This is a genomic window from Streptosporangium sp. NBC_01810, assembly GCF_035917355.1.
Lineage (GTDB): Bacteria > Actinomycetota > Actinomycetes > Streptosporangiales > Streptosporangiaceae > Streptosporangium.
In genome coordinates, this window is the sequence record NZ_CP109070.1 from 4,481,231 (window position 1) to 4,507,149 (window position 25,919).

General features: G+C 70.4%; 27 protein-coding genes. 1 reads left to right on the top strand and 26 read right to left on the bottom strand.

The features are described from left to right. Positions 1 to 8 precede the first annotated feature (8 nt). From OIE13_RS19380 to fabG, 24 genes are all read right to left on the bottom strand, one after another. Entirely contained in the window at positions 9 to 140 is a 132-nt protein-coding gene (locus OIE13_RS19380; RefSeq protein ID WP_326828490.1) for a hypothetical protein, read from the bottom strand. Continuing rightward, on the bottom strand, positions 119 to 733 hold the full coding sequence (locus OIE13_RS19385) for a hypothetical protein (protein ID WP_326828491.1): 615 nt from the start codon (positions 731 to 733) through the stop codon (positions 119 to 121). Before OIE13_RS19385 ends, OIE13_RS19380 begins: the two co-directional genes overlap by 22 nt. A gap of 147 nt (positions 734 to 880) precedes the next feature. Next, positions 881 to 1,555 (bottom strand): ArsR/SmtB family transcription factor, encoded by a 675-nt coding sequence (locus OIE13_RS19390; protein WP_326637812.1) that lies wholly within the window; start codon positions 1,553 to 1,555, stop codon positions 881 to 883. Positions 1,556 to 1,560: 5 nt separating this feature from the next. Next, the gene (locus tag OIE13_RS19395; protein ID WP_326828492.1) at positions 1,561 to 2,076 is read right to left on the bottom strand and encodes a cupin domain-containing protein; all 516 of its coding nucleotides are present in this window, start codon (positions 2,074 to 2,076) and stop codon (positions 1,561 to 1,563) included. Positions 2,077 to 2,482: 406 nt separating this feature from the next. Continuing rightward, entirely contained in the window at positions 2,483 to 3,124 is a 642-nt protein-coding gene (locus OIE13_RS19400) for a protein-L-isoaspartate O-methyltransferase family protein (RefSeq protein ID WP_326828493.1), read from the bottom strand. Between the two features lie 12 nt (positions 3,125 to 3,136). After that, complete coding sequence (locus tag OIE13_RS19405) at positions 3,137 to 4,249, bottom strand: CapA family protein (protein ID WP_326828494.1); 1,113 nt, start codon at positions 4,247 to 4,249, stop codon at positions 3,137 to 3,139. Between the two features lie 95 nt (positions 4,250 to 4,344). Then, positions 4,345 to 5,220: a glucose-1-phosphate thymidylyltransferase RfbA gene (gene rfbA / locus OIE13_RS19410; protein ID WP_326637805.1), complete on the bottom strand. Its 876-nt coding sequence runs from the start codon at positions 5,218 to 5,220 to the stop codon at positions 4,345 to 4,347. Further along, on the bottom strand, positions 5,217 to 6,365 hold the full coding sequence (locus OIE13_RS19415; protein WP_326637803.1) for an ABC transporter permease: 1,149 nt from the start codon (positions 6,363 to 6,365) through the stop codon (positions 5,217 to 5,219). The genes rfbA and OIE13_RS19415 overlap by 4 nt, the downstream gene beginning before the upstream one ends. Further along, positions 6,362 to 7,540, bottom strand: a complete 1,179-nt coding sequence (locus tag OIE13_RS19420; protein WP_326637801.1) for an ABC transporter permease — start codon at positions 7,538 to 7,540, stop codon at positions 6,362 to 6,364. The genes OIE13_RS19415 and OIE13_RS19420 overlap by 4 nt, the downstream gene beginning before the upstream one ends. A gap of 2 nt (positions 7,541 to 7,542) precedes the next feature. Then, positions 7,543 to 8,487, bottom strand: a complete 945-nt coding sequence (locus tag OIE13_RS19425; protein ID WP_326637799.1) for an ABC transporter ATP-binding protein — start codon at positions 8,485 to 8,487, stop codon at positions 7,543 to 7,545. Beyond that, complete coding sequence (locus tag OIE13_RS19430) at positions 8,484 to 9,620, bottom strand: right-handed parallel beta-helix repeat-containing protein (protein WP_326828495.1); 1,137 nt, start codon at positions 9,618 to 9,620, stop codon at positions 8,484 to 8,486. Before OIE13_RS19430 ends, OIE13_RS19425 begins: the two co-directional genes overlap by 4 nt. After that, complete coding sequence (locus tag OIE13_RS19435; protein ID WP_326637795.1) at positions 9,620 to 10,132, bottom strand: 4'-phosphopantetheinyl transferase superfamily protein; 513 nt, start codon at positions 10,130 to 10,132, stop codon at positions 9,620 to 9,622. Before OIE13_RS19435 ends, OIE13_RS19430 begins: the two co-directional genes overlap by 1 nt. Then, on the bottom strand, positions 10,129 to 10,956 hold the full coding sequence (locus OIE13_RS19440) for an alpha/beta fold hydrolase (RefSeq protein WP_326637793.1): 828 nt from the start codon (positions 10,954 to 10,956) through the stop codon (positions 10,129 to 10,131). Before OIE13_RS19440 ends, OIE13_RS19435 begins: the two co-directional genes overlap by 4 nt. Before the next feature lie 13 nt (positions 10,957 to 10,969). Then, positions 10,970 to 11,818, bottom strand: a complete 849-nt coding sequence (locus tag OIE13_RS19445; RefSeq protein ID WP_326828496.1) for an ester cyclase — start codon at positions 11,816 to 11,818, stop codon at positions 10,970 to 10,972. Positions 11,819 to 11,856: 38 nt separating this feature from the next. Next, entirely contained in the window at positions 11,857 to 12,288 is a 432-nt protein-coding gene (locus OIE13_RS19450) for a phosphopantetheinyl transferase (protein ID WP_326637790.1), read from the bottom strand. Next, entirely contained in the window at positions 12,285 to 13,190 is a 906-nt protein-coding gene (locus OIE13_RS19455) for an ACP S-malonyltransferase (protein WP_326637788.1), read from the bottom strand. Before OIE13_RS19455 ends, OIE13_RS19450 begins: the two co-directional genes overlap by 4 nt. Positions 13,191 to 13,217: 27 nt before the next feature. Then, complete coding sequence (locus OIE13_RS19460) at positions 13,218 to 14,099, bottom strand: alpha/beta fold hydrolase (RefSeq protein ID WP_326637786.1); 882 nt, start codon at positions 14,097 to 14,099, stop codon at positions 13,218 to 13,220. Further along, entirely contained in the window at positions 14,096 to 15,337 is a 1,242-nt protein-coding gene (locus OIE13_RS19465) for an FAD-dependent oxidoreductase (RefSeq protein WP_326637784.1), read from the bottom strand. The genes OIE13_RS19460 and OIE13_RS19465 overlap by 4 nt, the downstream gene beginning before the upstream one ends. Then, positions 15,334 to 16,077 carry a nitroreductase family protein gene (locus OIE13_RS19470; RefSeq protein WP_326637781.1) on the bottom strand — a complete coding sequence of 248 codons (744 nt, stop codon included), beginning with the start codon at positions 16,075 to 16,077 and terminating at the stop codon, positions 15,334 to 15,336. The genes OIE13_RS19465 and OIE13_RS19470 overlap by 4 nt, the downstream gene beginning before the upstream one ends. Then, positions 16,074 to 18,350 (bottom strand): beta-ketoacyl-[acyl-carrier-protein] synthase family protein, encoded by a 2,277-nt coding sequence (locus tag OIE13_RS19475; RefSeq protein ID WP_326637779.1) that lies wholly within the window; start codon positions 18,348 to 18,350, stop codon positions 16,074 to 16,076. Before OIE13_RS19475 ends, OIE13_RS19470 begins: the two co-directional genes overlap by 4 nt. 28 nt (positions 18,351 to 18,378) lie before the next feature. Beyond that, positions 18,379 to 19,443 carry an aminomethyltransferase family protein gene (locus tag OIE13_RS19480; protein ID WP_326637777.1) on the bottom strand — a complete coding sequence of 355 codons (1,065 nt, stop codon included), beginning with the start codon at positions 19,441 to 19,443 and terminating at the stop codon, positions 18,379 to 18,381. A gap of 3 nt (positions 19,444 to 19,446) precedes the next feature. Continuing rightward, positions 19,447 to 19,923, bottom strand: a complete 477-nt coding sequence (gene fabZ, locus OIE13_RS19485; RefSeq protein WP_326637776.1) for a 3-hydroxyacyl-ACP dehydratase FabZ — start codon at positions 19,921 to 19,923, stop codon at positions 19,447 to 19,449. Next, a complete protein-coding gene (locus tag OIE13_RS19490) occupies positions 19,920 to 20,216 on the bottom strand; it encodes an acyl carrier protein (RefSeq protein ID WP_326637773.1) in 297 nt (98 codons plus the stop codon). The genes fabZ and OIE13_RS19490 overlap by 4 nt, the downstream gene beginning before the upstream one ends. A gap of 48 nt (positions 20,217 to 20,264) precedes the next feature. Further along, on the bottom strand, positions 20,265 to 20,993 hold the full coding sequence (gene fabG / locus OIE13_RS19495; protein ID WP_326637771.1) for a 3-oxoacyl-ACP reductase FabG: 729 nt from the start codon (positions 20,991 to 20,993) through the stop codon (positions 20,265 to 20,267). 179 nt (positions 20,994 to 21,172) lie between these two features. On the opposite strand from fabG, the gene OIE13_RS19500 reads away from it, so the two are divergent. Beyond that, complete coding sequence (locus OIE13_RS19500) at positions 21,173 to 22,786, top strand: FAD-dependent monooxygenase (protein ID WP_326828497.1); 1,614 nt, start codon at positions 21,173 to 21,175, stop codon at positions 22,784 to 22,786. Here the strand turns inward: OIE13_RS19500 and OIE13_RS19505 are convergent. Together OIE13_RS19505 and OIE13_RS19510 are read right to left on the bottom strand one after the other, a co-directional pair. Further along, positions 22,702 to 24,288 (bottom strand): AfsR/SARP family transcriptional regulator, encoded by a 1,587-nt coding sequence (locus OIE13_RS19505; protein WP_326828498.1) that lies wholly within the window; start codon positions 24,286 to 24,288, stop codon positions 22,702 to 22,704. The two genes, OIE13_RS19500 and OIE13_RS19505, sit on opposite strands and share 85 nt — an antisense overlap. Next, the gene (locus tag OIE13_RS19510) at positions 24,288 to 25,481 is read right to left on the bottom strand and encodes a macrolide family glycosyltransferase (protein ID WP_326828499.1); all 1,194 of its coding nucleotides are present in this window, start codon (positions 25,479 to 25,481) and stop codon (positions 24,288 to 24,290) included. The genes OIE13_RS19505 and OIE13_RS19510 overlap by 1 nt, the downstream gene beginning before the upstream one ends. Positions 25,482 to 25,919: the final 438 nt, after the last annotated feature.

Below are 25,919 nucleotides of genomic sequence, written 5' to 3' on the forward strand. Positions count from 1 at the left end.
CCCGTACGTCAGAACCCGGTGAGCGAGGGCATCAGATCGGACGATCCCGCACGGAAGATTCTGCCGAGCACGGTCCGTAGCCGCTCCGTCTCGACGGGACTCAGGTTCAGGTCGACGGTCAGGACGGTCTCGGTCTCCATGTTGTCCGCCGCCTCGGGAGTGAGGTGCAGAACGAGGCGCCGATCGTCGAGCACGCAGGCGACAATGCCACCCCCGGTGCCCCGCATACCCTCGCGGGCCACCCAGTAGGGCTGCTCTCTCTCCCCTCTTTCGTGGCCATGAAGAGGAGGTGGTCGCCTCCGGCCTGGGCGCAGCGGACCGTGGCACCGTTCCAGCCGGGAGACGCGGTGGCACGGACCAGGTCGCCGATCGCCAGCACGAGCCGCCCGGCCAGGTCGGCCCGCCACTCCGCCGGCCGGGTCGCGAGAATCGCCATGATCCGCTCGGTGTCCCCGTACGGCGAACTCCAGCGGGAGGTGAAATCCCGGCGGTTCAGCCAGGTCGCCACGGCGGCCGCACCGGTGAGGACCCCGGCCCCGGCGGCGCGGAGCACCTCGGCGTAGTCGTCGAGCCCCTCCCAGGATTCGCGTCGGCCGCGCAGCGTCTTCAGGTATCCCGGAAGAAGGCCGGCGACCTCCTTGCGCGCCTCCTCGTCCAACTCGACGATCCGGGCCGCGACGGCGTGGGCGTCCCGGCGGGCGATGAGTCCGCGGATCTCCTCCCAGGCGGTCATGCGCCGGCCTCTTCGCGGCGGGTGATCCGAGGGAGTTCGCCGGGCGCGGAGACCTCCGTCCCGGTAGTCGACAGAGCAGCCTGCTGCTGCGAACTGAACATGCCGGGAACGGTAGTGATCCACTCCGACAATTCGGCCGCAGGCCCGTTACGTGGCCGTGGCGGAACCGGTCTGCAGTCGTCTCCCCGTGCGTCGCCAGCGGGCGAGCCCGCCGTCCAGCGGGCGCGCTGGAAAGCCGTGGTCGCGGAGCAGGCGCACCGCCTCCGGGGAGACCACGCAGTAGGGGCCGCCGCAGTAGGCCACGATCTCGATGTCCCTGGGCAGCTCGTCCAGACGGTCCCGCAGTTCGGCCAGGGGAATCGACACCGACCCCGGCACATGGCCGCGGGCGTGGTCGGCGGCCGAGCGGACGTCGACGATCACGATGTCGGGGTCGTTGAGACGTCCGGCGAGCTCGTCGGCGGTCACCGCCTCCAGGACCGCGACCTCGCCAAGGTGCTCGGACACCGCCTCCCGCAGATCGGCGAGCCTTTCCGCGGCGAAGTCCTGCAGCTCGCCCAGGAACCGCGAGACCCGCTCGTCGGCCAGCCGGTAGTAGACCCGGGTACCGGCCTTGCGGCTCGTCACCAGGTGAGCCGCGCGCAGCTGCTGCAGCTGGGCCGAGGTGTTCTTCAGCGGAATGTCCGCCTCCTCGGACAGCTGCTCGACGGTGCGCTCTCCCTGGTCGAGCACGTCGAGCAGCCTCAGCCGCACCGGACTGGCCAGCGTCCTGCCGACCCGCGCCAGCTGCCGGTAGATCGGTTCCTCCGGAAACTCCGCCATGGCCGTCAGACCATGTACTGGTCGTGGCGGAGGTAGACGTCCGCCCACTCCGCGTCGCTGAGCCTGCGCCCACTGGCCGCGATCTCGGCGAGCTCCTCGAAGTAGCCCTCGCGGGGTGCCCCCGGTGCGAAGAGCAGCAGCATCGAGGCCGGTTCGCCGGACTCGTTGCGGAAACTGTGCACCCCGCCCTCCGGGACGTACAGGAAGTCTCCCGCCGTCGCGTCGGTCCAGGTCTTCCCGTTGAACAGCCGCACGGTCCCGGAGAGCACGAAGAAGGACTCGGAGATCGTCCGGTGAAAGTGCGGGTCCGGGCCGGACGGCTTCGCTCCCATGTCCCAGCGGTACAGACCGAACTGCCCGTTCGTCGAGGCGCCGGTGGCCAGGTGGTGCACCTCCGTCCCGCCCTCACCGATCACCAGATCCGGCCCCGCGCTCGCCGGCCGGAAGACCCCACTGCTCTCGCCCGCCTCGCCCAGGTAACGAGGCTCCGGGTACGACATCGCGCCCTCCATCTGAACCATTGCAGCTTATATTCTAAAGAACTATAGGATATGGGAAAGATTAAGGACACCCCCGCCACGATGTCCACGGTGAACGGGCACCGGTCAGCGGAGCAGGAGGTTGAGCAAGACCGTCAGGAGGACAGAGAGCAGCACGGAGACGAGGATCATAGCCAGCCATCAAGCACTCACCAGAGCCGGATAACGGACGGCCGCCGGAACGACTCCTGCCCTTCGGCCGGATTCCACAAGCGGACGAGATACAGACCATCCCCGCGGGCGCGGGGCCGACTTGAGTACGCCGATCTCCCAGAGTCGTTCATCGGAACCATCCCCGCGGGCGCCTGCGGGGATGGTCCGTAGTGACAGAGATCAACGGTCGTGGAGGCCGTCCTCCCGATCACCATCCGGGGAGACGGGCACCCGCTCAGGGCGGATAGCCGTACCTTCCATGAAGGCGGACAAAGCTGGCCAGCGTGAGGACCTGCCGACGTTCAAGCCCGGTCACGGTGCGCTGGAACAGGACGACCTCCTCCCGCCCGCCCGGTCCGATGGGCTGTACCAGACGGCCGCCGAGCCGGAGCTGTTCGACCAGCGGCGGGGGGACCTCCGGGAACGCGGCCGACACGACGATGCCGTCGTACGGAGCACGGTCCGGCACGCCGCGGCCGCCGTCTCCGACGAGCAGCTCGACATTGCCGATCCCCTGCCGGGCGAGGTTCCGGCGCGCCTGCCGGACCAGATCCGCCCACAGGTCGACGGTCACCACATCGGCGGCCAGGCGAGCGAGCAGCGCGGTCTGGAAACCGAGGCCGGTGCCGATCTCAAGCACGTGTTCCGTCCCGCCGAGACCGATACCTTCGATCATCCTTGCCGACAGCGAGGGCTGCGTGGTCACCAGTCCGTGCCCGATCGGGATGGGCTCGTCGTGGTAGGCGATCGCGACACGGTCCGCGGGGACGAATCCCGCTCGCGGCGTCGCGCGCACGGCCTCCAGCAGGCGCTCGTCGCGGACGCCCATCGCCCGGACGGCCCGGATGAGGTCTTCGGGAGAGACGCCTGCGGTCATGTCCGACCTCGCCTACGTCCGCCGGAGCGCGAGGGCACCGTCCGGCTCCAGGTCGACTCGTGACCCGAGGTCACGGCCGACCCGGTCGAGAACCGCCTGAAGCCACTCGGAGTCCTCGCTTGAGGCGTGCTGGAGACGCATCTGACGAGCCCGCATGGGCACCATCCGTAAACCGGCCAGCTTTCCCGACTCCGGCTCCACCGACACGAAGTACAGCAGCCGGAGATCGTCTCGGTACTCCTCATAGCCGGTGATGCCCTCGTAGTCGTCGATGAGGTCACCGCAGCCGTACAGGATGAGCCTGCCGCGGTAGACCTCGACGGGCCGGGGATGGTGCGAGGAGTGCCCGTGCACCACGTCGACACCGCCGTCGACCAGGCGGTGCGCGAAGCGTCTCTGCTCTCGGGAGACCTGGTAGCCCCAGTTGGAACCCCAATGGATGGAGACAACCGCGACGTCACCGGGGCGCTTCACCTGCCGCACCCGGCCGGCCACCTCGGCCGCGGCGGCATCCGACAGTTCCGGGACGAAATCGACACCCGCACGATCCGGGGTCGCCGCCCATCCCGGCGGAACGCCGCTGGACTCCGTCCCGCAGGAGAGGATCAGGACCTGCCCGCCGCCTGCGACGGTGACGGTCGCGGGTCGCCGCGCCTCGTCCGCCTCCCGGCCCGCCCCCGCCGCCCGCAGCCTCGCACCGGCCAGAACGCCGAGCGTCTCCCGCAGACCTCGCCGGCCGAAGTCCATGACATGGTTGTTCGCCAGCACGCAGACGTCGGGCCGGGCAACCGCCAGGCAGGGAAGATTATCTGGATTCATCCGGTAATGGACGGCCTTCCCCATGGCGAAATCATCACTCCGGGTGATGCTCGTCTCCAGGTTCACCACCCGGACATCGGGCGCACCCTCTTCCAGCACCCGCAGGGCATCCCCCCATGGCCAGGAGAAGTCGACCGGTTGAGGAATCAGGCCGTTCGCCGCCTCCGCCAGATCAACATATGTCCGGGCGTCCAAGACATGCTGCTCCTGCAGCGTCGGGTCACCGGGGTACGGAAGGATCTGATCGACGCCGCGGCCGAGCATGACGTCACCGCAGAGGAACAACGTCACCGGATCGGTGCGCATACCTCCATGCTAGGCGTGCCCCAATCGCCGGTCGGCGGAGCCCGGTCGAAAACCGTGGCCCCCGGCCGCGGAAGCGGGCGACTTCCGGGAACCGCTCAGATGGAGGCCTCCAGCACCCGGACCAGGTAGCGCCCCTCCTCCGTCACGGGTCCGACGTGGCCGATCAGCTCACGGAGCCCTCGATCGTCGATGTAGCCCATCCGGTAGGCCACCTCTTCCAGGCAGGCGATCTGCACGCCCTGCCGTTTTTCGAGCACCTGCACGAAGACCCCGGCCTCCAGCAGGCTGTCCGGCGTGCCGGTGTCCAGCCAGGCCGTCCCCCGGCCCAGGTTGACCAGCCGGGCGCGGCCCTCGGCGAGGAAACGCCGGTTGAGGTCGGTGATCTCCAGTTCACCCCTCGCCGAAGGGGTCAGCTCGGTGGCGTAACGCAGCGCGATGTTGTCGTAGAGGTAGAGGCCGGTGACGGCGAGGTTGCTCCGGGGCCGGGCCGGTTTCTCCTCGATGTCGACCAGCCGGCCCTCCTCGCCGAGAACCGCCACCCCGTACCGTTCGGGATCGGCGACCGGGTAGCCGAACACCGTGCAGCCGTCGAGCTTGCCGACCTCCTCCCGGAGCACCGAGGGGAGTTCGTGGCCGTAGAAGATGTTGTCACCGAGGATGAGGGCCAGCCGGTCGTCACCCACGAACTCCCCGCCGACGACCAGGGCGTCGGCCAGCCCTCGGGGTACGGCCTGGGCGGCGTAGCTCAGGCGCAGGCCCAGCCGGGAGCCGTCGCCGAGCAGCGCCCGGAACCCCGGCAGATGCTCGGGGGTGCTGATCAGCAGGATCTCCCGGATTCCGGCCAGCATCAGCACCGAGAGCGGGTAGTAGACCATCGGCTTGTTGTAGACCGGCAGCAGGTGCTTGGAGGTGATCGCGGTCAGTGGCCGGAGCCGGGTGCCTGAGCCCCCGGCCAGCACGACACCCTTCATGTGGACGTGCGCATGCGCCTGCGGAACACCACGAGCGAGATGCCCAGCAGGAGCACCGCCATCCCGAGCAGTACGGCCACCTCGACCAGGACCGAACCCAGCCCCTTGCCGGGTTTGGTCAGCGTGATCAGCGCGTCCATCCCCCAGCCGTGCGGAACCAGGTAGCCGATCATGTTCAGAGTCTCGCCGGCCACCTCTCGCGGCCACAGGCAGCCACCCAGCATGCCGAGCACGATGCCCAGCGGAGGTCCGATCGCGGGGGCCTGGGAGGGCGACCGCACCAGGCTGCCGACCAGCACCGCGGCACCGGTGGACACCAGGCAGAACGAGCCGACGACCGCCGCGACGCCCAGCGGGTCCCCCCAGGTCACGCCGAACGCCAGGGTACTCACCACCATGATCAGGCAGGCCTGCGCGATGGCGACGAGGAGCCTGCTCAGCACCTCGCCGAGCAGCACCGAGCGCTCCCGCACCGGCCCGGCGAGGGACCTGCGGATCATGCCCAGCCTGCGGCTCTCGGCCAGTGCCGAGGCGACGGCCATGGAGTTGACGAATGTGAACAGCAGCACGTTGGCGGGCGCGGTGTAGGCGAATCCACGGGGCGTGGAACTCTCCGTACCGCTGGTGCTCACCGCCACCTGGGCCGACTCGGTCTGTGCCTTGCGCACCAGGGCCTCGGCCTCGGCCGGGGACGCGCCCGCCGCCTGGGCCGCCCGCACGGCCTCCAGCACCGCGGCCACCTTGCCTACCGCGACGTCGATGATGCTCCGTGCCGCCAGGCCGCTGCCGTTGGTCTGGGTCATGACCAGCTCCAGCTCGGTGGACCCCGGCGGGATCAGCAGACCGGCCGCGAGAGCACCGGTCCGCACCCCGGAGCGCACCCGCTCCTCGGTCTCCATCCGCTCGATCGCGAGGTCGGGGCTGGTCTCCAGCCGGCGCAGCACGGCCGCCGCGACCGGGTCGGAGTCCTGCGCGACCACCCCGATCGGCATCCGGTCCTGTCCCGACGCGCCTCCGCCCAGCGCCAGCCCGACGAAGGCGATGGTCACGAACGGCATGACCACCATGAAGAACAGGCCCACCTTGTCGCGGGAGTGACGGCGCAGGTTGGCCGCCACCAGGGCTCTGACGGGGCTCGGGCTCAACCGAGTAGTCCTTTCCTGAAGCCGAGGGCGGCGATGCCGCCGGCCACGAGTGCCATCCCGCAGAGTGCGGCGATCGGGGCGGCGACCGCCGCCAGGCCCCCACCGCCACCGGCGAGCTCGGTCAGTCCCGTCGACGTCCAGCCGTTCGGGGTGAACAGCGCCACCTTCTGCAGGAAGTCCGGCAGGTTGTACATCGGCACCAGGCTGCCGCCCAGGAACGCGAAGACGAAGGAGACGCCCATGATCAGCCCGTCGGCCTGGGAGTCGGTCTTCGCCCTGCTGGCCACCAGCATGGTGATCGCGGCGGCGGCCAGCACGTGCGCGGTCCAGAGCGCGAACACCGCGAGCGGATCACCCCAGCTGGACCCGAACAGCAGCACCGAGGAGGCCCAGACGGCGCAGACGCTGACCAGTGCCAGCAGGAAGCCGACCACCCCCTTGCCCACGATCGGGATCCACGGCCGGATGGGCGCGGCACGCATCCGGTTGAGCGTGCCGAGGTTGCGCTCGGTGAGCAGGCTCCTGACCGAGGTGCCCACCACGAAGAAGGCGAAGAGCGCGGCCATGCCGGAGCCGTAGTAGACCGACAGGTCGACCTTCCCGCCCGCCATGGGGTCGCTCTCCAGGGTCAGCGCCGGGCCGCTCGCGCCGTTGCGCTCGACGAACTCCTTGACCTTGTCGGCGGGGACGCCGGCGTCGAGGGACGCCTTGACCGCGAGGGTGCGGGCGTCCACCAGGGCGGAGATCCGGTCGACGATGCTGCTCGCGACCACTCCGGCCAGTGGCGTCTCCGGGGAGGTGAGCACGGTGACCTTCCCCCCTCGTCCGGCGCCGACGTCCTGGCTGAACCCCGGGGGGAACACGATCGCCGCACCGATGTCCCCGTCGTCGAGGGTCTGCTGCGCGTCCTTCTCCGCTTTGAAATCGCGCAGGGTCAGCATGCCGTCGAGTTCCTTGGCCGACAGCACCTCCCGGCGCACGCTGGAGGGGAACTCCCCGCCGTCGAGATCGACGAAGCCCACGGTGGCGCGCAACGGCGGATCGTCTCCGCCGAGGGCGAACCCGAACAGCGAGGCCAGCACGATGGGGGCGAGCAGCGCGGTCAGCACCGCCGTACCGTCCATGAACCTGGCGCGCAGTTCGAGACGGCTCACCACGAAAAGAGCTCTCAGCATCGTCAGTCCCGCAGCTTGTTGCCGGTGAGGTGCAGGAACGCGGCCTCAAGGTCGGGTTCGACGACCTCGACGGCCGTCACGACGGCGATGCCCCGCACCGCGGCGATGAGGGTGGGCAGCAGGTGACTTCCCTCGTTGACGATCAGCCGGATGGACGAGGTACCCGTCCGCACCGCCTCGGTGACCCCCTCCACCTCGCGCAGCTTGCCGGTCGCGACATCCAGGTCGCCGTCGAGGACGAGCTCGACCCGGTCCGCGCTACCGAGGGTGGAGACGAGTTCCTTGCGGGTGCCCTCGGCGATGACCTTGCCGTGGTCGATGATCCCGACGCGCTTGCAGACCCGCTCGACCTCCTCCATGTAGTGCGAGGTGTACAGCAGGCTCATGCCGTCGGCCACCAGTTGCTCGACCCCGTCCAGGATGGCCTTGCGGCTCTGCGGGTCCACCCCGACGGTCGGCTCGTCCAGGATGAGCACCTCGGGCCGGTGCAGCAGGGCGGCACCGATGTTGATCCGGCGCTTCATCCCGCCCGAGTAGGTGTCGATCTTTCCGTCCGCCCGATCCGACAGGCCGACGAAGTCGAGCACCTCGTCGATCCGCTTCGCCAGCTCCCGCCGGGGCAGCCCGTAGAGCCTGCCGAAGAAGCGCAGGTTCTCCCTGCCGGTCAGGTCGGGGTAGAGCGCGATCTCCTGCGGGACGTAACCGATCTTCGCCTTCGCCGCGAGCGGATCGGTCGCGAGATCGTGGCCACAGACCCGTACGCTTCCCGCATCAGGCTGCAGCAGGCCCACCAGCATGGAGATCGCGGTGGTCTTACCCGCCCCGTTGGGACCGAGCAGGCCGTATGCCTCGCCCTTCTCGATGAAGAAGCCGACGTCCTGTACGGCGAGGATGTCGCCGTACCGCTTGCTCAGACCCGCACAGCTCAGGGTGGCCGTGGCCGTCATCGGGTCTCCCCGGCGGCGCAGCCCTCGATCAAGTCGGGCACGGCGGCACAGCCCTCGATCAAGTCGGGCACGGCGGCACAGCCCTCGATCAAGTCGGGCACGGTGGCACAGCCCTCGATCGAGTCGGGCGCGGTGGTGTTCGCCACGTTGTTGGCGAAACCCTGCCGGGTGAAGTCGGCGTCGACCTGGACGTCGAGCGGGGTGTTGCCGGTGATCCGGTTCCAGGAGATGTGGTTGTCCAGGGACTCGTCGCCTCCCCAGTCCTTGGACGATCCCAGGACGAACGCCCCGCCCATGACCGAGGGGCCGCTCGGGTGGTTGTCGTGGATCCGGTTTCCCACCACGGTGACGCGGTGGGCGCCGATCACGGCGAGGCCCACCCCGGAGATCGGCGGGCCCGCGTCGCCGAGGCCGTTCGGGTTGCCCTCCCCGCTGAGCAGCCCGTTGCCGCGGAGCTCGTTCTCCGAGACGAGGCAGTCGTTCACCCCGCCCGGCAGCTCGCCCTCGTAGGTCTGGTTGAGCAGGAGCAGCCCGGCGGAGTTGCCGTGGCAGGTGTTGCGCACCATCCGCGCCTTCGAGGAGTTGTCGACGAAGATCCCGAAGGCGTTGGCGGAGGTCTCGTTCTCCGCGACCAGCGCGTTCGCCTCGGGGCAGAAGCTCAGCGCGATGCCCGCGTACTGGCTCCCCGAGGTCCGGCAGCGCAGCACCTCGACGCCGCCGCACTCGCGGACGTAGATACCCCAGAAGTCGTTGTCCCGCGCCTCGACGTCCTCGACGACGAGGCCCTGGACCGTGTGCGCGTAGACGCCGGATCCGGAGAAACCGTGCACCGCCAGCCCGCGTACGGTGACGTCGCGGATGCCGTCGCCGTGCACGCTGATGCCGCTGACGACGTCTTCCGACGCGTCGTGCAGTTGCGGGATGCCCGCGGCCACCACGTCACCGGGAACCAGCCGGGTCAGCTCCGGCCCCTCACCGACCAGGGTGACCCCGCTGTACCTGATCCACAGGCTCTCGGCGTAGCCGCCCTCCGTCAGGCGGATGGTCGCGCCCGGCCCCGCCTCGTCGAGCGCCCGCTGGATCGACTCTCCGGGTTTGACGAAGGTCTCCCCCTTCGCCTGGACAAGCGACATCACAATGCTCCCTTGGAATCGACGGTCACTATCGCCAGCGCGACGAGCAGTCCCGCGCCGAGGCCCCACCGGGCCGCACCGGCCACCGGGGCGTCGTTCTCCTGCGGCGCCAGCCGGGCCAGGGCTGCGCGGCGGCTGGCGCCCCTGATGGTGTACGACGCGCCCGTGGTCAGCGTCAGCTCGATGGACGCGCCCGTGGTCAGCGTCAGCTCGATGGACGCGCCCAGGGCCGACGCCGCCTCGGCCAGCAGCGGGGCGGCCCACCGCTGCTCCTCGCCCCGCTCCTCGAAGTCGTGCCAGTCGAAGCCGGCCGCCCTGCCGCCCACCGCCTTGATGAAGCTCTCCTTGACCGCGAACGAGGCGGCGTCCGCGAGGGGCGAGCCCGCGTGCAGTTCCCGCTCGGCGGGTGTGGTGACCCGCCTGCCGTAGGCGGCGCCGCCGTCGGAGACGGTCCTGCCGATCCGGTCCGCCTCCACGATGTCCACGCCCACCAGGACCGCGGAACGGGTCACGCGGGCGCCCCGGCCGCTGCGGCCGCCGCGTCGAAGGGTGCCAGGAAGCGGTCGAGGTGGACCGAGTACTCGTCGGCGCGCTCGACCATGGGGATGTGCCCGCACTCCCCGACCAGCACCATCTCGTGCTGCGGGTAGTCGGCGAGGGCCCTCACCCAGGCGCCGGCCGGGGTCATCCGGTCGTACTCCCCCCACACGTACATCGACGGGCAGGTCACCTTGTCCATGGCCGGCAGCACCTTGTAGACGCGGGTGGCCTTGATGCTGCGGGCCATGCTCACCATCGCGGGTGGGTGCCGCAGCAGGGTGGCGGTGTCCTCCAGTTGCTCCTCGGTGAAGAGCGGCTCGCCGTGGAACAGGGCGCCCAGCATGCGGTCGCGGAACTCCTCGCCCGCGGGTTGCACGCTGGCCCTGCGGTCGAAGCTCAGGCCGACGTCGGGGTCGGGGGTCAGCCCCGGGGCCCCGCTCACCACGATGCCGCGCACCCGCTCGGGGAAGCGGCCCGCCAGGTCGATCGCCACCAGGCCGCCGAGGGAGTTGGCGCAGATGATGACGTCCTTGACCCCCACGGCGTCACAGACATCGAGCAGCACGTCCCCAAGTCGTTCGATCGAGCCGACCACCTTGCTGTCGAGCGCGCAGATGGGCTCGTTGGTACGCAGCACCGGCCAGCCCGCGCTCTCCAGCCGCCGGTAGGGATGATCCCAGATCCAGCCTCCGGCGAACAGGGCGGACATGAACACGATCGTTGGCCGGTCGCCGTCGTCAAGCCGGTGCTCGGCGGTGAAGGGGGACCAGGGGCCCGGAGAGGATGGGGTGGACACGATAGAACTCCAGTCACAATAGGGATTCGCGCTCGGGTACCCAGCCGCATCCGCAGGCCGCGCCCTCGTCCGTGGAGAAGACGGTCTCGCAGTCGGGACAGCGAGCGTATTCGCGGACGGCGGCCGGCAGCCAGATGCTGGTGAGCACCCGGGTGCACAGCCCGCCCTTGAAGAAGCGCCGCATCGCCCGCTGGTGGGGCCTGCCGTGCACGGCGCGGACGGACTCCGGGCGGTCGAAGGCGCTCAGGGTGAACTTGCGCCTGCCGATGTCGAAGGTCGAGGCGCCGAGGAATCCCTTCGAGGCGCGCAACGCCTTGACGACCTCCGCGCTGAGCAGGTCGGCCTCGGCCGCCTGCGCGCCGTCGTCGATCTCCAGCCAGGTCAGTGCCAGGGCGCCGGGGCGTGCGGTACGCCCCAGGGTGGTCCGCGAGCTCACCCCGAACTGCCGGCCCTCGTCGGCCTCGGGCACGAACCTCGCCTCGAATCCCAGCGCGGCGGCGACGGCCAGCCGGTCGAAGCACCGCTGGACGCGCACGGTCTCACCATCCCTGACCAGCAGGTCGGTCCCGGTGACGCGGACGGATCGGCCGACGGCGGGCATGGCCAGGTAGGGGGCACGGTGGTCGGCCTCCAGCGTCCAGGAGAGCACGGCCGTCTCCTCGGTGACGGCCAGGTGCTCGATGTGAAACCGCAGGTTGCCGAACCGGGCCAGCACCTCGCCGGCGTGGGCGGCCAGCGCGTCCCCGCTCAGCGGGCCCGCCGTGTCCGGATCGTCGAAGGCGTCCACCGACGCGGCCACGGCCTCGGCGTCCCCGCTCTGCCAGGCCTTCAGGTGGCTTTCCGTGATCTGTCGCATGTCCATGTCAGGCCTCATCGTCAAACCCATCGTCAAACCCATCGTCAAACCCCATCGAGGTGGTCGTCTTCGGGGAGCCGCGCCGAGATCAGCGCGACCGCCAGCGCGTGGGCGGCGGTGTGACTGATGGATATCCGGATCCGCTCCCTGTCCCCCGCCGCGTCGGCGAGGGCACCGCTCAGCCGTACGGCGGGCGGGTGCCCGTGCAGGCAGACGGCACTCCGGGAGCACATCGGGGTGGGCCGGGGCAGCACCTCCGCCTGGCCGAGATGCTCGGCGGTCTCCGCGACGTCCAGCAGGCGCAGCACCGCCCGCTTGGCGGCGAGGCGCCCCGCCCAGTGCTGGAGGGTGCGGCCGGTCCCCGACCGGAGCCGCTCGCCGCGGGTGTAGACCTCCTCCAGCCGCATCTCGCCGAGGAGTTCCTTCGGCCGGGAGAGTCCGGCGAAGGTGACCATGGCGCAGCCCCACCGGCTCACGCGCCCCGCTCCTGGGCCAGCCGGCGCGGCGTTCCGGGGTCGGTCATGCTCAGGCAGCGGGCGCCGACGCCGCGGGACAGCCCGGTGAGCACCTTGCTGTCGCCCACCTCGACGCAGAGGGTGGTCGTGGTGGTCCTCCGCACGGTCTCGGTCCACCGCACCCGCTCGGTGAGCTGGGTGATCAGCGCCTCCCTGATCAGGTCCAGGTCCATCGTGGGTTCGGCGGTGACGTTGGGGACGAGTGGGACGCGGGGAGGCGCCATCGGCGCGGCGCGCACCGCCTCCCGCCAGCCGGGTACGGCCGGGGCCATCAGCGGGGAGTGGAAGGCGTTGCCGACCTGGAGCGGCACGATCTTGCGGGCGCCGCTCGCCAGCTTGCCCAGCCGCTCGATCGCGGGCAGGGCACCGGAGACCACCACGTGGCCCGGCGCGTTCTCCAGTCCCACGACGAGCGGCTCGTCCGCGGTGGCCGCCTCGGCTGCCAGCGCCTCGACCTCCTCGACCGCCAGCCCCATGACCGCGCTCATCCCGCCCGTCACCCCGACCTCGGCCATCAACCGGGAACGGATCTCCACCAGCCGGAGCGTGCCCGCCAGGTCGAGCACGCCGGCCGCGTACAGCGCGCTGAGCTCGCCGACGCTGTGCCCCGCGACCAGGCCGGGTTCGTGCCCGTCGGCGCGCAGCACGGCCAGCGCCGCCAGGTTGCACACGGTCACCGCCGGCTGGGCGTGCTCGGTGGCGACCAGGCGGTCCAGCGGTCCCTTGGCGCAGAGCGGTGAGATCGGCTGCTCAAGCGACTCGTCCGCCTGGGCGAACACCTCCGCGGCCACCGGCTTGCGGCGCAGCCAGGCGCCCATGCCGACGCGGACCGTGCCCTGTCCGGGAAACAGGAACCCGAGCATGAGATCCCCCTTCTCCGACTCCCTCGGCTAGAGCCGCCGCCTGCGGCGGTTGGCCGCCTCGGCCGGCTTCTCGGTGCCCAGGAAGCCGATCAGCAGCTTGTTGACCTGCTCGGGGGCGTCGAGGGGGATCCAGTGGCCGGCGTCCTCGATCCGCTCGTAGCGCCAGGGGCCCTTGACGTACTTGGCGGAGCCGGTCATGCCCTCCTCCATCATGGCCTTGTCACCGGCCGACCAGATGCCCAGCGTGGGGGCGAGCACCGGCGGGAAGGGCCGCTCGGGGCGGAGTTCGGACTCCGGTGAGCGGTTGGCCCGGTACCAGTTCAGGCCGGCGGTCAGCGCGCCCGGGCGGGCGAGGTCGCGCAGGTAGCGGGTGTGGTCGCCGTCGCGGCCCATGATCTGCTTGAACAGCCGCCACCCGTTGCGGCGCAGCAGCGCCTCGCTCACCCCGGGGAACTGGTAGAAGAGCATGTACCAGGAGGCCGCCCGCTGCTCCAGCGTCGGGGTGGAGAACACCCCCGGGTGGCCGACCGACAGCACGGCCAGGTGGTCGACCCTGCGGGGCATCAGGAACGAGTACATCCACGCGATGGCCGCGCCCCAGTCGTGGCCGACCAGGTGCGCCTTGCGGATGCCCAGTGCCAGGGTCAGCTCGACGACGTCGTTGACGATCGTCTGCATGTCGTAGGCTTCGACCTCCTGCGGCTTGCCGGACTCGCCGAACCCTCTCAGGTCCGGTGCGATGACCCGGAAGCCCGCCTCGACCAGCGCCGGGATCTGGTGGCGCCACAGGTAGGAGGAGTCCGGGAATCCGTGCAGCAGGACCACCGGATCGCCCTCGCCCTGGTCGGCGAACGCGATGTCGACGCCGTTGACGTGCAGCGTCCTGTTGACCAACGATTCCATGCTCATGCGGTCTCCCTAAACAGCCGTTCGGCGAAGAACTCACTGAAGCCGAACTCCGGCACATCCTCCGGGGGCACCATGTTCAACAGCCCCGTCACCTGCAGTGCGATGTTCTGCGACATCAACCGGCGGGCGCGCCTGCGCCGCTCGGTGGCCTCGGGCCCGAACTCCGCGTACAGCTTGCCGATGATGGCCGCGCCGAAGTTCAGGCGCTCCATCCGCGCGTTGCGCTCCTTCAGGTAGGGGTCGAAGGCGCCCACCGACCAGTCGTCGTTCTGCAGCAGGATGTCGGCGACGGTCCTGGCGTCGCGCATGCTGCACGACAGGCCGGTGCCCAGCACGGTGTCGCCGTTTCCCGCCTCGTCGCCGATCAGCACGACGCCCTCGGTCAGCGGCGGCCCGTCGGGGATGAGCGTCATCGACGGCCAGATCGCCAGCGGCCCCGCGGGGATCGCCTGGGTCACCATCTTGCCCCGGTCGGGCAGGCAGTTGAGCTCGAAGGCGTTCAGGAAGTTCCGCACCGCGTCGGGCCCGCGGTAGCGGTGCCGGATGCCGGTCGCGAGGTTGAGATAGAGCCGCGCCCGGCCGAAGCCCTGCGGGAACACCATGAACATGACATCGCCCTCGGTGCCCATCGCCTGCACGTCGGAGGGCCAGTCGTCCAGTCCCTCGACCGTCATGCCGCCGCCCCAGTGGTGCACGGAGCCGCTCATCGAGACACCGATCTGCCGGCCGACGATGCCGACCCGCCCGGTGGCGCCGAGCACCATCCTGGTCCTGATCTCGTGCTCGGTGCCGTCGCCCCAGTAGGTGACCCTCGGCTCCGCGCCGGGGGTGACCTTGATCCGGCCCGCGTCCATCACCAGCCTGGCGCCGTGGTCCGCCGCCTGCGCCGCCATCAGCTCGCACACCGTGTGGTGCGGGAACGACTGCGGGCCGCCGATCTCGGGCATCGACCTGGTCATGTCGACGGCCTCGACCTCGTCCGCGGGCACGGCCTCGTCCCAGGTCATCCACTCGCGGATCTCCCAGGCGCCGCCCGCCGCGAAGCAGTCGGCGACACCGAGCAGCTGGGCCTCCCTGACGCCCCAGGGCGCCAGCCACTCGCCGCGCACCAGGTCCTGGTAGACCTTCTGCTTCTCCAGCAAGACGACCGACAGGCCACCCGCGGCCAGCTTGCTGGCCGCGGACGCGCCCGCGATTCCGCCACCGACGACAACGACGTCGGCGTACTCAACGGTCATGCCTGCCACCCCTCCCAATACGTACGTTCTCTGGCTCGGTACCGCTTCGCCGGTCGGAAGTCGGTACCGATCGTGTAGGCGACCGGCACCATGCACACCTGGGTGACCCCGGACGGGATGTTGAGCAGTTCGCCCACCTGCCGCTCGAACGGCACGTGCATGCAGGTGATCGTGCTGCCAAGGCCCCGGCTGCGCAGCGCCAGCTGGAAGGACCAGATCGCCGGGAAGATCGAGCCGTAGAAGGTGCTCGCCCGCATGGCGCCGAGGCGGACGTCGTACCCGCCGTCGTCCGCGGGCTTGGCCGCCACCCGCCGCTCCCACTCGGCGTCGATGGCGGCGATGTCCGGCGGCCGGCCGAGCACGCAGGGGATGACCAGGACGGGCACCCTGGCGATCCCCTCGGCCAGCGCGGTCACCGAGGCGTTGTTCCGCCGCGCCGCCTCGCTGTTCCTTCTGCGGCCGGCACTGGTCCATACGTCGTTGCGGTGGAAGTTCCAGGAGACCCGCATCATCTCGGCGAGCTTCTCCTTGATGGCGGGCTCGGTGACCACCAGCCAGCGCCAGTGCTGCTGGTTGTTGGCGGTCGGGGCTTGGACGGCGACCTCCAGGGCCTCCTCCACCACCTCGCGCGGCACCGGCCGGTCAAGGTCGAGCCGCCGCCGGACGGACCGGGTGGTGGTCAGCAGCCGATCGGTCTCCAGGACGTCGAACGGCGTGCCGGCCTCCTGGTCCGGTCTCATGTCATCGCCCCCAGCAGGACGGCTCCGCGCACCGAGTCGGCCGCCGCGGTCAGCACCAGCGCTTGACCGACCGGTTCCGACAGGTGCGGCTTCCTGACGTAGGACTCCACCCCGCCCGCGTACGGCCGCTCAAGGCCGTGCAGCGCGGGGGCGATCCCGTCGCGGATCGCCAGGGCCGCCACGGCGAGGTTCATCGCGCCCGACGCCGCCTGGCAGTCACCGGTCTGCCCGACCGAGGTGGTGAGCAGGCCGTCCGGCACCAGTTCGAGCAGGACCGACGCCTCGTCGGCGTCGTACCGGCCACCGGTGCCCGCGCCGACGACCAGACCGACCCGCTCCGCGGGCACACCCGCCAGGCTGCGCCTGATCGACTCCCGCTCGCCCTGCTCCCCGGTGCCGGCGTGGCCGCTGCCCAGGATTCGCGCGTACCCGCGTCCCCCGCGTGCGGCGCAGTGCTCGGCCGACTCCACCAGGACGGCCACGGCCGCGGATCCGGGAACGGACCCCGTGCGCTCCCGGTCGTAGGGGGTGACCACCGTGTCTCCGGCGTCCCCGGCGGCCGTCGCCGTCGTCTCGTCCGCCGCCACCACCAGCACCACGTCCGCCTTGCCGGCCTTGATCATCTCGACCGCGCAGTCCAGCGCGATCGAGGCCGAGGCCTCGCCGTTGCAGATCGTGGTGGTCGGGCCGCGCAGTCCCAGGGTCTGGCAGACCGCGCCGCCGGTGGCGTTCAGCACGACGTTGGAGAAGCTCAGCACGGCCGGCTTGTTCGGGTCGACCGCGACGCTCTCGTCGAATCCGCCGGTGCTCTCCACCGAGCCCGCCGCGGTCGCGAAGATCAGCCCGACGTTGTCCAGCGCCGCCCTGGGCAGCTTGATCCCGGCGTCCTCCCAGGCCAGCCGGGAGGCCGCGATCGCCATCCTGGACAGGTGGTTCATGTGCCGCCAGAGCGAGCGGGGCGCGAACGTCCGCCCCTCCAGCGAGGGCGCCCGGCCGGCGGCCTGGCGGCCTTCCGCGATGGCCTCGGCCAGTTCGGCGATCCCGGTGCCCAGCCCGCTGACCGGGCCCAGCCCGCTGATCACGACCGGCCGGTCGGGGAACTCCTCGTACTCGCGCTCGCCACCCGGGACGGTCAGCGCGAGCGCGACGTTGTTGCCGCCGAAGGCGTAGTTGTTGGAGACCACGGTCTCGATCGGCAGCTGCCTGGCCACGTTGGGCACGAAGTCCAGGTCCGTCGTGACCTCGGTGTCGAAGCCGATGGTCGGCGGCGCCATGCCGTGCTGGAGTGCCAGCACGCCGGCGACCGCCTCGACCGCGCCGGCCGCGCCCAGGGTGTGGCCGATGAAGGACTTGATGCTGCTGGTGGGCACCTGCGGCGCGCGGTCACCGAAGACCGCCCGCATCACCTTGACCTCCATCGCGTCGTTGGCCGGCGTCCCGGTGCCGTGACCGCTGACGTAACTCACGTCGCCGGTGCTCATGCCCGCGTCGGCCAGCGCCCGGCGTACCGCGCTCGCGCCGCCTCGCCCGGTGGGGTCGGGCGCGGTCGCGTGGTAGGCGTCCGCGGACAGCCCGTACCCGGCGACCTCGGCCAGTGGGGTCGCCCCCCTGGCCAGCGCCCGGTCCAGCGGTTCGAGCAGCAGGAAGGCCGCGCCCTCGCCGAGGTTGAGACCGTCGGAGCGGCTGTAGGGCGCGCAGGGGCCGGTGCTGAGCGCCTGCAGCCCGGCGAATCCGGCGTAGGTCCCGAACAGCAGCGGGTCTACGCCACCGGCCAGCACCACGTCCGCCTCGCCGGTGAGGATCTTGTCCTTGGCCAGGCCGACGGCGTTGCCGCCGGCCGCGCACGCGGTCGACACCAGGATGCGCGGCCCGCGCATGCCCAGCCGCCCGGCCACCACGTCGCCGGTGCGGTGCATGGGCTGGTAGCGGCCCGCCGCGTCGGGGGTCGCCTGGCACTTGCCGAGCACCAGCCCGAACCGGTCGGCCTCGATGTCGTCCGCCGACAGCCCCGCCTGGCCGATGGCCTGACGTGCCGCGATGAGGGCCAGCTGGGCGGTGCGGTCCAGGGCGGCGTCGGAGTCCGGCAGTTGCCCGGTGATCCACTCCGCGGGGACCTGGCCCGCGTACCTGGCGGTGAACACGGCGAACGCCTCGTCGTCTACCGGGGTGACACCACCCTGGCCGGACATGAGCCGCAGCCAGAACTCGGTCGGGTCACGGCCGATGGCGCAGATGACACCCAGACCGGTGATGACGACGGGGCGCGACGCCATGCTTACTCCTTCTCCGGCGATCAACCGATCAGATGATCGGGATGCTCCAGCTCTTGGGCGTGATGTAGGGGCTGGTCAGCGTGGTGACCTCGGCGTCGCCGATGGTGAACGGCAGGCCCGCCGCGGCGAACTCCGCGTCCACCCGCACCAGGCCGAGCGTGGTGTCCAGCCCGAGGCTGTGCACCGCGTACACCACCTCGCCGATGTCCTGACCGGCGGCCAGGACCCGGGTGCCCGGCTCGGGGATCGACTCGCCACCGCTGAAGCCGAGGGTCCGGCGGCCGACGGGGCCGTTGAACGCCTCCAGCACCGCGTCCCTGCCGATGAACGACTCCTTGGTGATGTCGACGAGCCAGTTGGCGCCGCCCTCGATGATGCCGACCCCGTCGTTCGCCTCGTGACGGATCACCGGCTGCCGGACCTCCAGCATGGCGATCTCCAGCACCTCGTGACCGGCGGGCACCGCCTGCTCCAGCGACTGCCTCCACAGCTCGGCGGCCGACTCGGCGGGCACGATCATCTGGTAGCCGTACTCGCTGGTGAACCCGGTCCGACCGAACACGATGTCCACGCCGTTCCAGGTCGTGTCCGCCACGGCCTCGAACGGCAGCGAGGCCAGCTCGCTGTCGATCAGCCGGCCCACCACGCCCCAGGCGTAGGGGCCCTCCAGACCCAGGATCGTCAGCTCGGCGGAGCGGTCGACGATGTCGACGCCCTCGTCGTTGTGCTTCTGCAGGTGCTCCAGCAGGCGCGGTCCGGCACCGCAGGAGCTCTCCAGGAACATCCCGTTCTCCCGGCCCCACACGACCACCTGGTCGACGATCTGCCCCGACTCGTCCAGGACGAGGCTCATCATGCAGCGCTCGGAGGTCAGGTACTCGACGTCGCGGGCGAGAACCCGCTGCGCGAAGTCGACGGCGCCGTCACCGCTGATCTCGATCAGGCCGAACCCGCTCAGGTCGAGCAGTGCGGCCCGCTCCCTGATGGCCTTGTACTCCTCGGCCGGCGTCGAGAAGCGCAGCGGAACCGTCGCGTCCCGCACCTCGCCGAAGACGGTCTCCTCCGGATGCGCGTTCGCAAGCACGGATTCCATTTCTCACACCTCTCCATGAGTGCTGCCGGCCGCCGGGTCGGCGATCGTGATGATTCCTTCGGCGGCGACGTTTCCGTCCACTCGCGCCGAGACCCGGTACTCCCCGAAGCCTCTGCCGCCCGCGCTTCGCTCCGCGGTCAGGACCAGCTGGTCACCGGGGACGATCCGGCGGCGGAAGCGCATCGACCTGACCCCCGCCAAATAACTGATCTTGCTTGTCCCGGTGAGCGAGAAGACCACTCCGGCGAGCTGGGCCATCGCCTCGATGACCACGACGCCCGGCAGGATCGCCTCGTCGGGGAAATGCCCCTGGAACCAGATCTCGGTCCCGGTGACGTTCTTGATCGCCGTGCCTTTGACGCCCGGCTCGACCTTGTCGACGCGGTCGAGCAGCAGCATCGGCCAGCGATGCGGGATCAGCTCCCTGATCTGGTCGTTGTTCAGGCTGAGCGATTCCCGTGACGACTGGGCAACGGTCATACCGCGGCTGCCGCTCGCAGTTCGGGCTTGATCGTCTCCGCGAGCCGGGACACCGAGCCGAAGACCGCCATCTCGCTGTCGTAGAGGGCCACCCCGAACTCCGCCTCGATGGCGACGTAGAGCTCAAGGATGTCCAGGCTGTCCAGCTCAAGGCCGCGGCCGAACAGGGGCTGGTCGTCGGTGATCCAGTTCGGCTCGATCTCCAGATCCAGCCGGGTCACGATCATCTTCTTGATCTGGTCACACGCCTGCTGACGCTGGGCAGCCCTGGCGCGCAGCTCGTCGATGGTCATCTTTCCTCCGTGCTCGTGCTGTCGAAGCTCGTGCTGTGGATGACAGGCTCACCCCAGGCCGCCGCCGTGGGCGACGATCACCTCGCCGGTGACGTACGACGCCTTCTCCGAGGCGAGGAAGCTCACGATCGACGCGATCTCATCGGGCCGCCCCATCCGGCCTATCCGGATGCGGGACTCGTACTGCTTCCTGATCTGGGCCGGCACGCTGCGGGTCATGTCGGTGGCGACGAACCCGGGTGCCACGATGTTGACCCGGACGCCGTGCGGCGCCGCCTCCTTGGACAGCGCCTTGCTGAAGGCGATGATCGCCCCCTTCGACGCCACGTAGTTCGTCTGGCCGGGGAAACCACCGTCGAGCCCGCTGACCGACGACAGCGTCACGATCGAGCCGCGGCGCTGGTGCTGCATGATCCGGAGGGCCTCCCTGCAGCTCAGGAAGGTGCCTGTGACGTTGACGTCCATCGGCTCGCGGAACTGCTCAAGGCTCATGGCGATGAGATGCCGGTCGCGGGTGATGCCGGCGCTGGTCACCAGCACGTCCAGGCGGCCGTGTTCCGACCGCAGGTCGCGGAAGAGTCGCTGGACCTCCTCCTCCTTGGTGACGTCGGCCCGCACGGCCGTCGCGCTGCCACCCTCCTGCTCGATCTGGGCGACGACGTCCTTGGCGTCCTGTTCGGAGCTCAGGTAGTTGACCACGACGTGAGCGCCTTCCCTGGCCAGATCGAGCGCCACAGCCCGCCCGATTCCGCGCGACCCGCCTGTTACCAGGGCCACGGAGCCTTCGGTAAAGAGCATCCTCGTCTCCAGGGTGTCAGTGGTTCAGTGGTGAGGTGAAATGGAGCCGACCTGTCGTCCGCTTGCAAGGGAAAGGCTACTGAAGGCGGTTTTCACCCCGATATCATCCGGATATCCGGCTATTGACGCTGATGACAGCGGTACGGAACGCTGACGCCATGGACGAGCTCGATGTCGAGGTGTTGATTGTCGGAGGCGGCCCGGTCGGCCTGTCCGCCTCGATCGAGCTTTCGAGGTACGGGATATCCTCACTGCTCGTCGAAAGGCACCAGGGCACCTCCCTATTTCCCAAGGCCCGCCTCATTTCCACCAGGACAATGGAATTGGTCCGGGCGTGGGGAATTCAGGACGAGGTCGAACGCGCGGGACTGCCCCGCGAGGAGACCCTGGCGGTGGGCGTCGGAACGTCGCTGACCGACGACGACTTCCTGCGGGCGGTCGCGCCCCTGCACGAGGACGCCCCGCAGAGCCCGACCTACACCTACATCTGCGCTCAGGACCGTTTCGAGGTGATCCTGCGCGCGCTCGCCGAGGCGCAGCCGGGCGCCGACGTCCGTTTCGACACGACCATGACGGAGATGCGGAAGACCGCCGACGGCGTCGAGGCGGTGGTCGAGTCCGCGGGGGCCCGCCGCCTCGTCCGCGCCCGCTACCTGGTGGCCGCCGACGGCGGCCGGAGCACCACGAGGGACGCGCTCGGCATCGCCATGACCGGTCCTCCCCCGCTGGGCAACATGATCAGCGTCATGTTCGACGCCGACCTGGGGCCGCTGCTCCGCGATCGCCAGGCCGCGCTGTACTTCCTGCTCAGCAACCCGCCGTGCGCGGTGGAGGCGGTGGACAACCGGCGCCGGTGGATGATCCAGACCGGGTACGACCCGGCGCACGGCGGCAGCCCCGACGACTTCACCGAGGAGGTATGCGTCGCGGCGGTGCGGTCCGCGGCGGGCATCCCCGACCTGGCGGTGGACATCGTGGGCATCATGCCCTGGCTCCAGCAGGCCGTGGTCGCCGACGAGTTCCGCAGCGGCCCGGTCTTCCTCGCGGGGGACGCGGCACACGTGGCCACCCCGCAGGGCGGGTTCGGCATGAACTGCGGCATCCAGGACGCGCACAACCTCGGCTGGAAGCTCGCCGCCGTGCTCCGCGGCACCGCGGGGGAGGCGCTGCTCGACACCTACACGCCCGAGCGGCGCCCGATCTCCGACCGTACGGTCACCGAGAGCCTGAACAACGCGCTGATCACCTTCCAGATGATGGAGGGCCGCCTCACCATGCAGGAGTCGATCGACCGGCAGGCGGGCCGGCGCAGCTCGGAGGGCCTGGTGCTCGGCTTCCACTACGACTCCGCCGCCGTCGTCGCGGACGGGACGCCCGCGCCCGAGCCGGCCGACCCCTACCGGACCTACCTGCCGACCGCCCGCCCCGGTCACCGCATGCCCCACGTCTGGCTGTCGCGGCGGGGCGGTCAGGTCTCCACCCTGGACCTGCTGGGCGGCTCGTTCACCCTGATGACGTCCGCGGGCACCGGCTGGGCACAGGCCGCCAAGCAGGCGGCCCAGGACACCGGGGTCGCCGTCACCACCTTGGAGATCTCCGCCGACAACTCGACGGAGCTCACCTCACCGACGTGGGCGGAGGAGTTCGGCGTGGGCACCGCCGGAGCCGTACTCGTCCGCCCCGACGGTCACATCGGCTGGCGCTCCCCCGGCGCGGAGGCGTCGGCGAACGCGCTGACCGACGCCCTGGGCACCATCCTGGCCAGGTCGTAGCCGTCGTGGCCGGCATGGCCGGCATGGCCGGCGAGCTCGTCGAAGGATCCCCGGTAGGACCCCGAGCAGAGCCGCGCCGCCGCCATCCGCAGGGTCAGCGGGCATCCCGAGGAGCTGACCGCGAGCCTGGTCATCGCCTCCTGCCCGGCCTCCATCCTGGCGGTGCCGACCAGCATCACCGCCAGCGCCCTGGACTCCTCGAACCCCAGCGGCCGGACGAACTCCCGGTGTGCGCCCTGGCGGGCCACGAACTCGTCGAGCGGATCCCGGCTCGTGACGATCACCCGGCAGTGCGCGCCGCCCGGCAGCAGGGGGATGACCTGGGCGCTGTCACGGGCGTTGTCCAGCACGACGAGCAGCCGCCGGTGCGCCGTCCTGCTGCGGTACAGGGCCAGCTTCTCGCTGAGATCCTCCGGGATGGCATGGCCGGCCACGCCGAGCGCGCGCAGGAAACGGTCGGCGACGACACCGGGGGCCAAGGCCGCCGCGCCCTCGTCCCCCTGCAGGTCGGCGAAGAGCTGCCCGTCGGGAAACTGAGCGATCCTGCGGTGCGCCCACCGCAGGGCCAGCGCGGTCTTCCCGAAACCGCCCAGTCCCGTCACGACCACCGTTCCCGGACCGGTCGCCTCCGGGGAGAAGCGGAGCGCGTCGTCCAGGACGGCGAGCTCCGCGACGCGCCCGGCGAACGGCAGGGCCTGCGGCGGAAGCTGGGAGGGGACGACGAACTCCTCCGCCCGCCGCGCCACCGGCACCTCCATCAGCGCGGACTCGTCCCGCAGGATCTGGTCGTGCAACCGCCTCAGCTCCGGGCCGGGTTCGAGCCCGACCTGTTCCACCAGGTGTCGCCGGCCCTCCTGGTAGGTCCGCAGTGACTCGGCGCGACGCCCCGAACGGTACTGGGCCAGCATCAGCTGCGCCCGGGCGCGCTCCCTGAGCGGGTGCTCCTCCACCACGGGAACCAGTTCCGCGATCACCTTGAGGTGGTTGCCGAGTTCGAGCTCCAGCTCCAGGCACGCCTCGATCGCCTCCAGCCGCGACTCCCGCAGCCGGGCCGCGTCGTAGCGCATGCTGTGGATGTCCTCGAACGGGGTTCCCCGCCACAGGGAGAGCGCGTCCCGCAGCACGGCGATCGCGCCCTCCCGATCGCCCCCGGCGGCCTGCCGGCGCGCCCGCGCCACGAGGTCGTCGAAGCGGAGCCTGTCGATCTGCTCGGGGGCCGCCCTGAGCAGGTAGCCGGGGCTCGACGTCATGATGTCGTCCGCCCGGTCCCCCAGCGCCCTGCGCAGCCGCGACACGCAGATGGCGATCTGCCCGCGGGCGCTCTGCGGGGCGTGCCCGCCCCACACCGCCTCGATCAGCCGGTCCACCCCGACGACGCGGCCCGCGTTCAGCACCAGGCTGGCCAGGATCGCGCGCTCCCGGGGGCCGCCGATCCGGAGCTCCTCGCCCTTCCTGAACACCCCGAGCGGCCCCATGATCCGAAACTCGAGTGGTTCACCCATCACTTGATCCGCAGCAGGTACTTCTCAAGCTCGTCGGCGGCCCGCAGAGTGCCGCCCGCGGCATGCAGATCCTTCTGCATCTCCCCCGTGCACCGCTGGATGACCTCGCTGCCCGCCACCTCCAGCACCGCCTGGAGCAGCAGTTCCCCGGTGACCTCCTCCGGCGGGATGGCCCGGCCGAGGTTCAGCTCCTCGATCCGCCGGGCGGCCACCGCGTCGATGGACGACGTCGGGACGACCACCATGGGGCAGCCGGAGTGCAGCGCCTCCATCACGGTGCCCATGCCCCCGTGGGTGACGGCCACCGAGGCGTGCTGGAGCACCTTGTGGTGCGGCATCCACCGGTGCGCCTCGATGTTGGGGGGCAGCGGCCCCAGGTCGGCGGGGTCCATCCCGTCCGCGACCGTGATCACCACGTGCCACGGAACGTCGGTGAAGGTCCGTACGCACATCTGGAAGAAGTCCGGATACTCGTTGAAGACCGCGCCGAACGAGACGAGCGCGACCGGAAGCCCACTGGCCGGCGGCTGCCACTCGCCCAGGAAGTTCCGCTCGCCCAGGCACGGCCCCACGAACGCGAACCGCTCGTCGAAGCTGTCACCGACGTACTGGAAGGACCGCGGCATGTTGACGATGCTGAAGTCCTGGATCTCCCACCACAGCTCCGCGGGCGGGACGTCGACCCCGTGCACGCCGGCCAGGGCGCTGATCCGGGCGAACATGTCGTCCACCCAGCCCGGCATGGACTGCTCGGCCCCGTCGGAGTTGTAGATCGCGTTCAGGTACGAGAAGTTCGCGTTCGACGCGAACATCGGGATGAGCTGGGTCGCGGGCCGGTTCCACTTCCTGGCCAGGATGCGCCCGGCGTAGAGGATGGAGGTGTCGTAGACGATCATGTCGGGGAGGTCGTCGGCCGGGTAGGACTCCAGCGCCGCCAGCATGTCCGCGCTCTCGTCGAGCAGGACCGAGAGCAGGTACAGCGGGTCGCGCGCCAGCTCCAGGAAGTCCGAGTCCCGGTACTTCGAGTCGTAGCGCAGCGCGGTGGCGCCGGCCTCCTCCACGATGCCCACCATCATGTCTCCGGTCAGATAGGAGACGCGGTTTCCTCTGCGGACCAGCTCCGTCACCACGGCCAGATTGGGGATCACGTGGCCGTGGTCGGGATGAACCATGAAGAGGAAATGTTTCGCCATCTGGGAGAATCCTATCTCTGGGATGTCCGACCTGATAAGCACTGATTTCGCGGCAAAAAAACTAGCCCGTCGGCGATAAATCAGTCACTGCGATCTGTCGGCAATGCTAGTTAGGGCCAATTTGGGGCAACACCCCTAACCGTCTTCCGCAGGTGCGTCCGCCCGGGATCGCGTTCACAGCGCGAAAACGGAAAAAGAGCGGCACCCTAGCCGGGTCGCCATTCGCCCGCAACGAACGGCGGCGGAGACTGGGGTGCCGAGCGGAGTTTTAGGGGCACCCCTAGCCTCGATGATTGACGAAGAAGGGCATCCATTCCGCCGCCGGCCCGCCGGCCTCCGCGATCCCGGCGCGGACTTCGCGTTCCTCGCATGCTCCACGATCACGGACGGCAAGACGATCGAGTGGGCCGACGGCGAGTGGGCCAACGGCGATCGGGT

What these genes read in the sequence shown, in the direction of transcription:
- OIE13_RS19470 (WP_326637781.1), bottom strand. Translation starts at nt 16,077, where the DNA reads ATGAGACCGGACCAGGAGGCCGGCACGCCGTTCGACGTCCTGGAGACC.
- fabZ (WP_326637776.1), bottom strand. Translation starts at nt 19,923, where the DNA reads ATGACCGTTGCCCAGTCGTCACGGGAATCGCTCAGCCTGAACAACGAC.
- OIE13_RS19500 (WP_326828497.1), top strand. Translation starts at nt 21,173, where the DNA reads ATGGACGAGCTCGATGTCGAGGTGTTGATTGTCGGAGGCGGCCCGGTC.
- OIE13_RS19430 (WP_326828495.1), bottom strand. Translation starts at nt 9,620, where the DNA reads ATGTCGCTTGTCCAGGCGAAGGGGGAGACCTTCGTCAAACCCGGAGAG.
- OIE13_RS19510 (WP_326828499.1), bottom strand. Translation starts at nt 25,481, where the DNA reads ATGGCGAAACATTTCCTCTTCATGGTTCATCCCGACCACGGCCACGTG.
- OIE13_RS19385 (WP_326828491.1), bottom strand. Translation starts at nt 733, where the DNA reads ATGACCGCCTGGGAGGAGATCCGCGGACTCATCGCCCGCCGGGACGCC.
- OIE13_RS19395 (WP_326828492.1), bottom strand. Translation starts at nt 2,076, where the DNA reads ATGGTTCAGATGGAGGGCGCGATGTCGTACCCGGAGCCTCGTTACCTG.
- OIE13_RS19390 (WP_326637812.1), bottom strand. Translation starts at nt 1,555, where the DNA reads ATGGCGGAGTTTCCGGAGGAACCGATCTACCGGCAGCTGGCGCGGGTC.
- OIE13_RS19445 (WP_326828496.1), bottom strand. Translation starts at nt 11,818, where the DNA reads ATGGACATGCGACAGATCACGGAAAGCCACCTGAAGGCCTGGCAGAGC.
- OIE13_RS19475 (WP_326637779.1), bottom strand. Translation starts at nt 18,350, where the DNA reads ATGGCGTCGCGCCCCGTCGTCATCACCGGTCTGGGTGTCATCTGCGCC.
- OIE13_RS19380 (WP_326828490.1), bottom strand. Translation starts at nt 140, where the DNA reads ATGGAGACCGAGACCGTCCTGACCGTCGACCTGAACCTGAGTCCCGTC.
- rfbA (WP_326637805.1), bottom strand. Translation starts at nt 5,220, where the DNA reads ATGAAGGGTGTCGTGCTGGCCGGGGGCTCAGGCACCCGGCTCCGGCCA.
- OIE13_RS19425 (WP_326637799.1), bottom strand. Translation starts at nt 8,487, where the DNA reads ATGACGGCCACGGCCACCCTGAGCTGTGCGGGTCTGAGCAAGCGGTAC.
- OIE13_RS19490 (WP_326637773.1), bottom strand. Translation starts at nt 20,216, where the DNA reads ATGACCATCGACGAGCTGCGCGCCAGGGCTGCCCAGCGTCAGCAGGCG.
- OIE13_RS19400 (WP_326828493.1), bottom strand. Translation starts at nt 3,124, where the DNA reads ATGACCGCAGGCGTCTCTCCCGAAGACCTCATCCGGGCCGTCCGGGCG.
- OIE13_RS19420 (WP_326637801.1), bottom strand. Translation starts at nt 7,540, where the DNA reads ATGCTGAGAGCTCTTTTCGTGGTGAGCCGTCTCGAACTGCGCGCCAGG.
- OIE13_RS19460 (WP_326637786.1), bottom strand. Translation starts at nt 14,099, where the DNA reads ATGAGCATGGAATCGTTGGTCAACAGGACGCTGCACGTCAACGGCGTC.
- OIE13_RS19465 (WP_326637784.1), bottom strand. Translation starts at nt 15,337, where the DNA reads ATGACCGTTGAGTACGCCGACGTCGTTGTCGTCGGTGGCGGAATCGCG.
- OIE13_RS19405 (WP_326828494.1), bottom strand. Translation starts at nt 4,249, where the DNA reads ATGCGCACCGATCCGGTGACGTTGTTCCTCTGCGGTGACGTCATGCTC.
- OIE13_RS19480 (WP_326637777.1), bottom strand. Translation starts at nt 19,443, where the DNA reads ATGGAATCCGTGCTTGCGAACGCGCATCCGGAGGAGACCGTCTTCGGC.
- OIE13_RS19455 (WP_326637788.1), bottom strand. Translation starts at nt 13,190, where the DNA reads ATGCTCGGGTTCCTGTTTCCCGGACAGGGCACGGTCCGCGTCGGCATG.
- OIE13_RS19505 (WP_326828498.1), bottom strand. Translation starts at nt 24,288, where the DNA reads ATGGGTGAACCACTCGAGTTTCGGATCATGGGGCCGCTCGGGGTGTTC.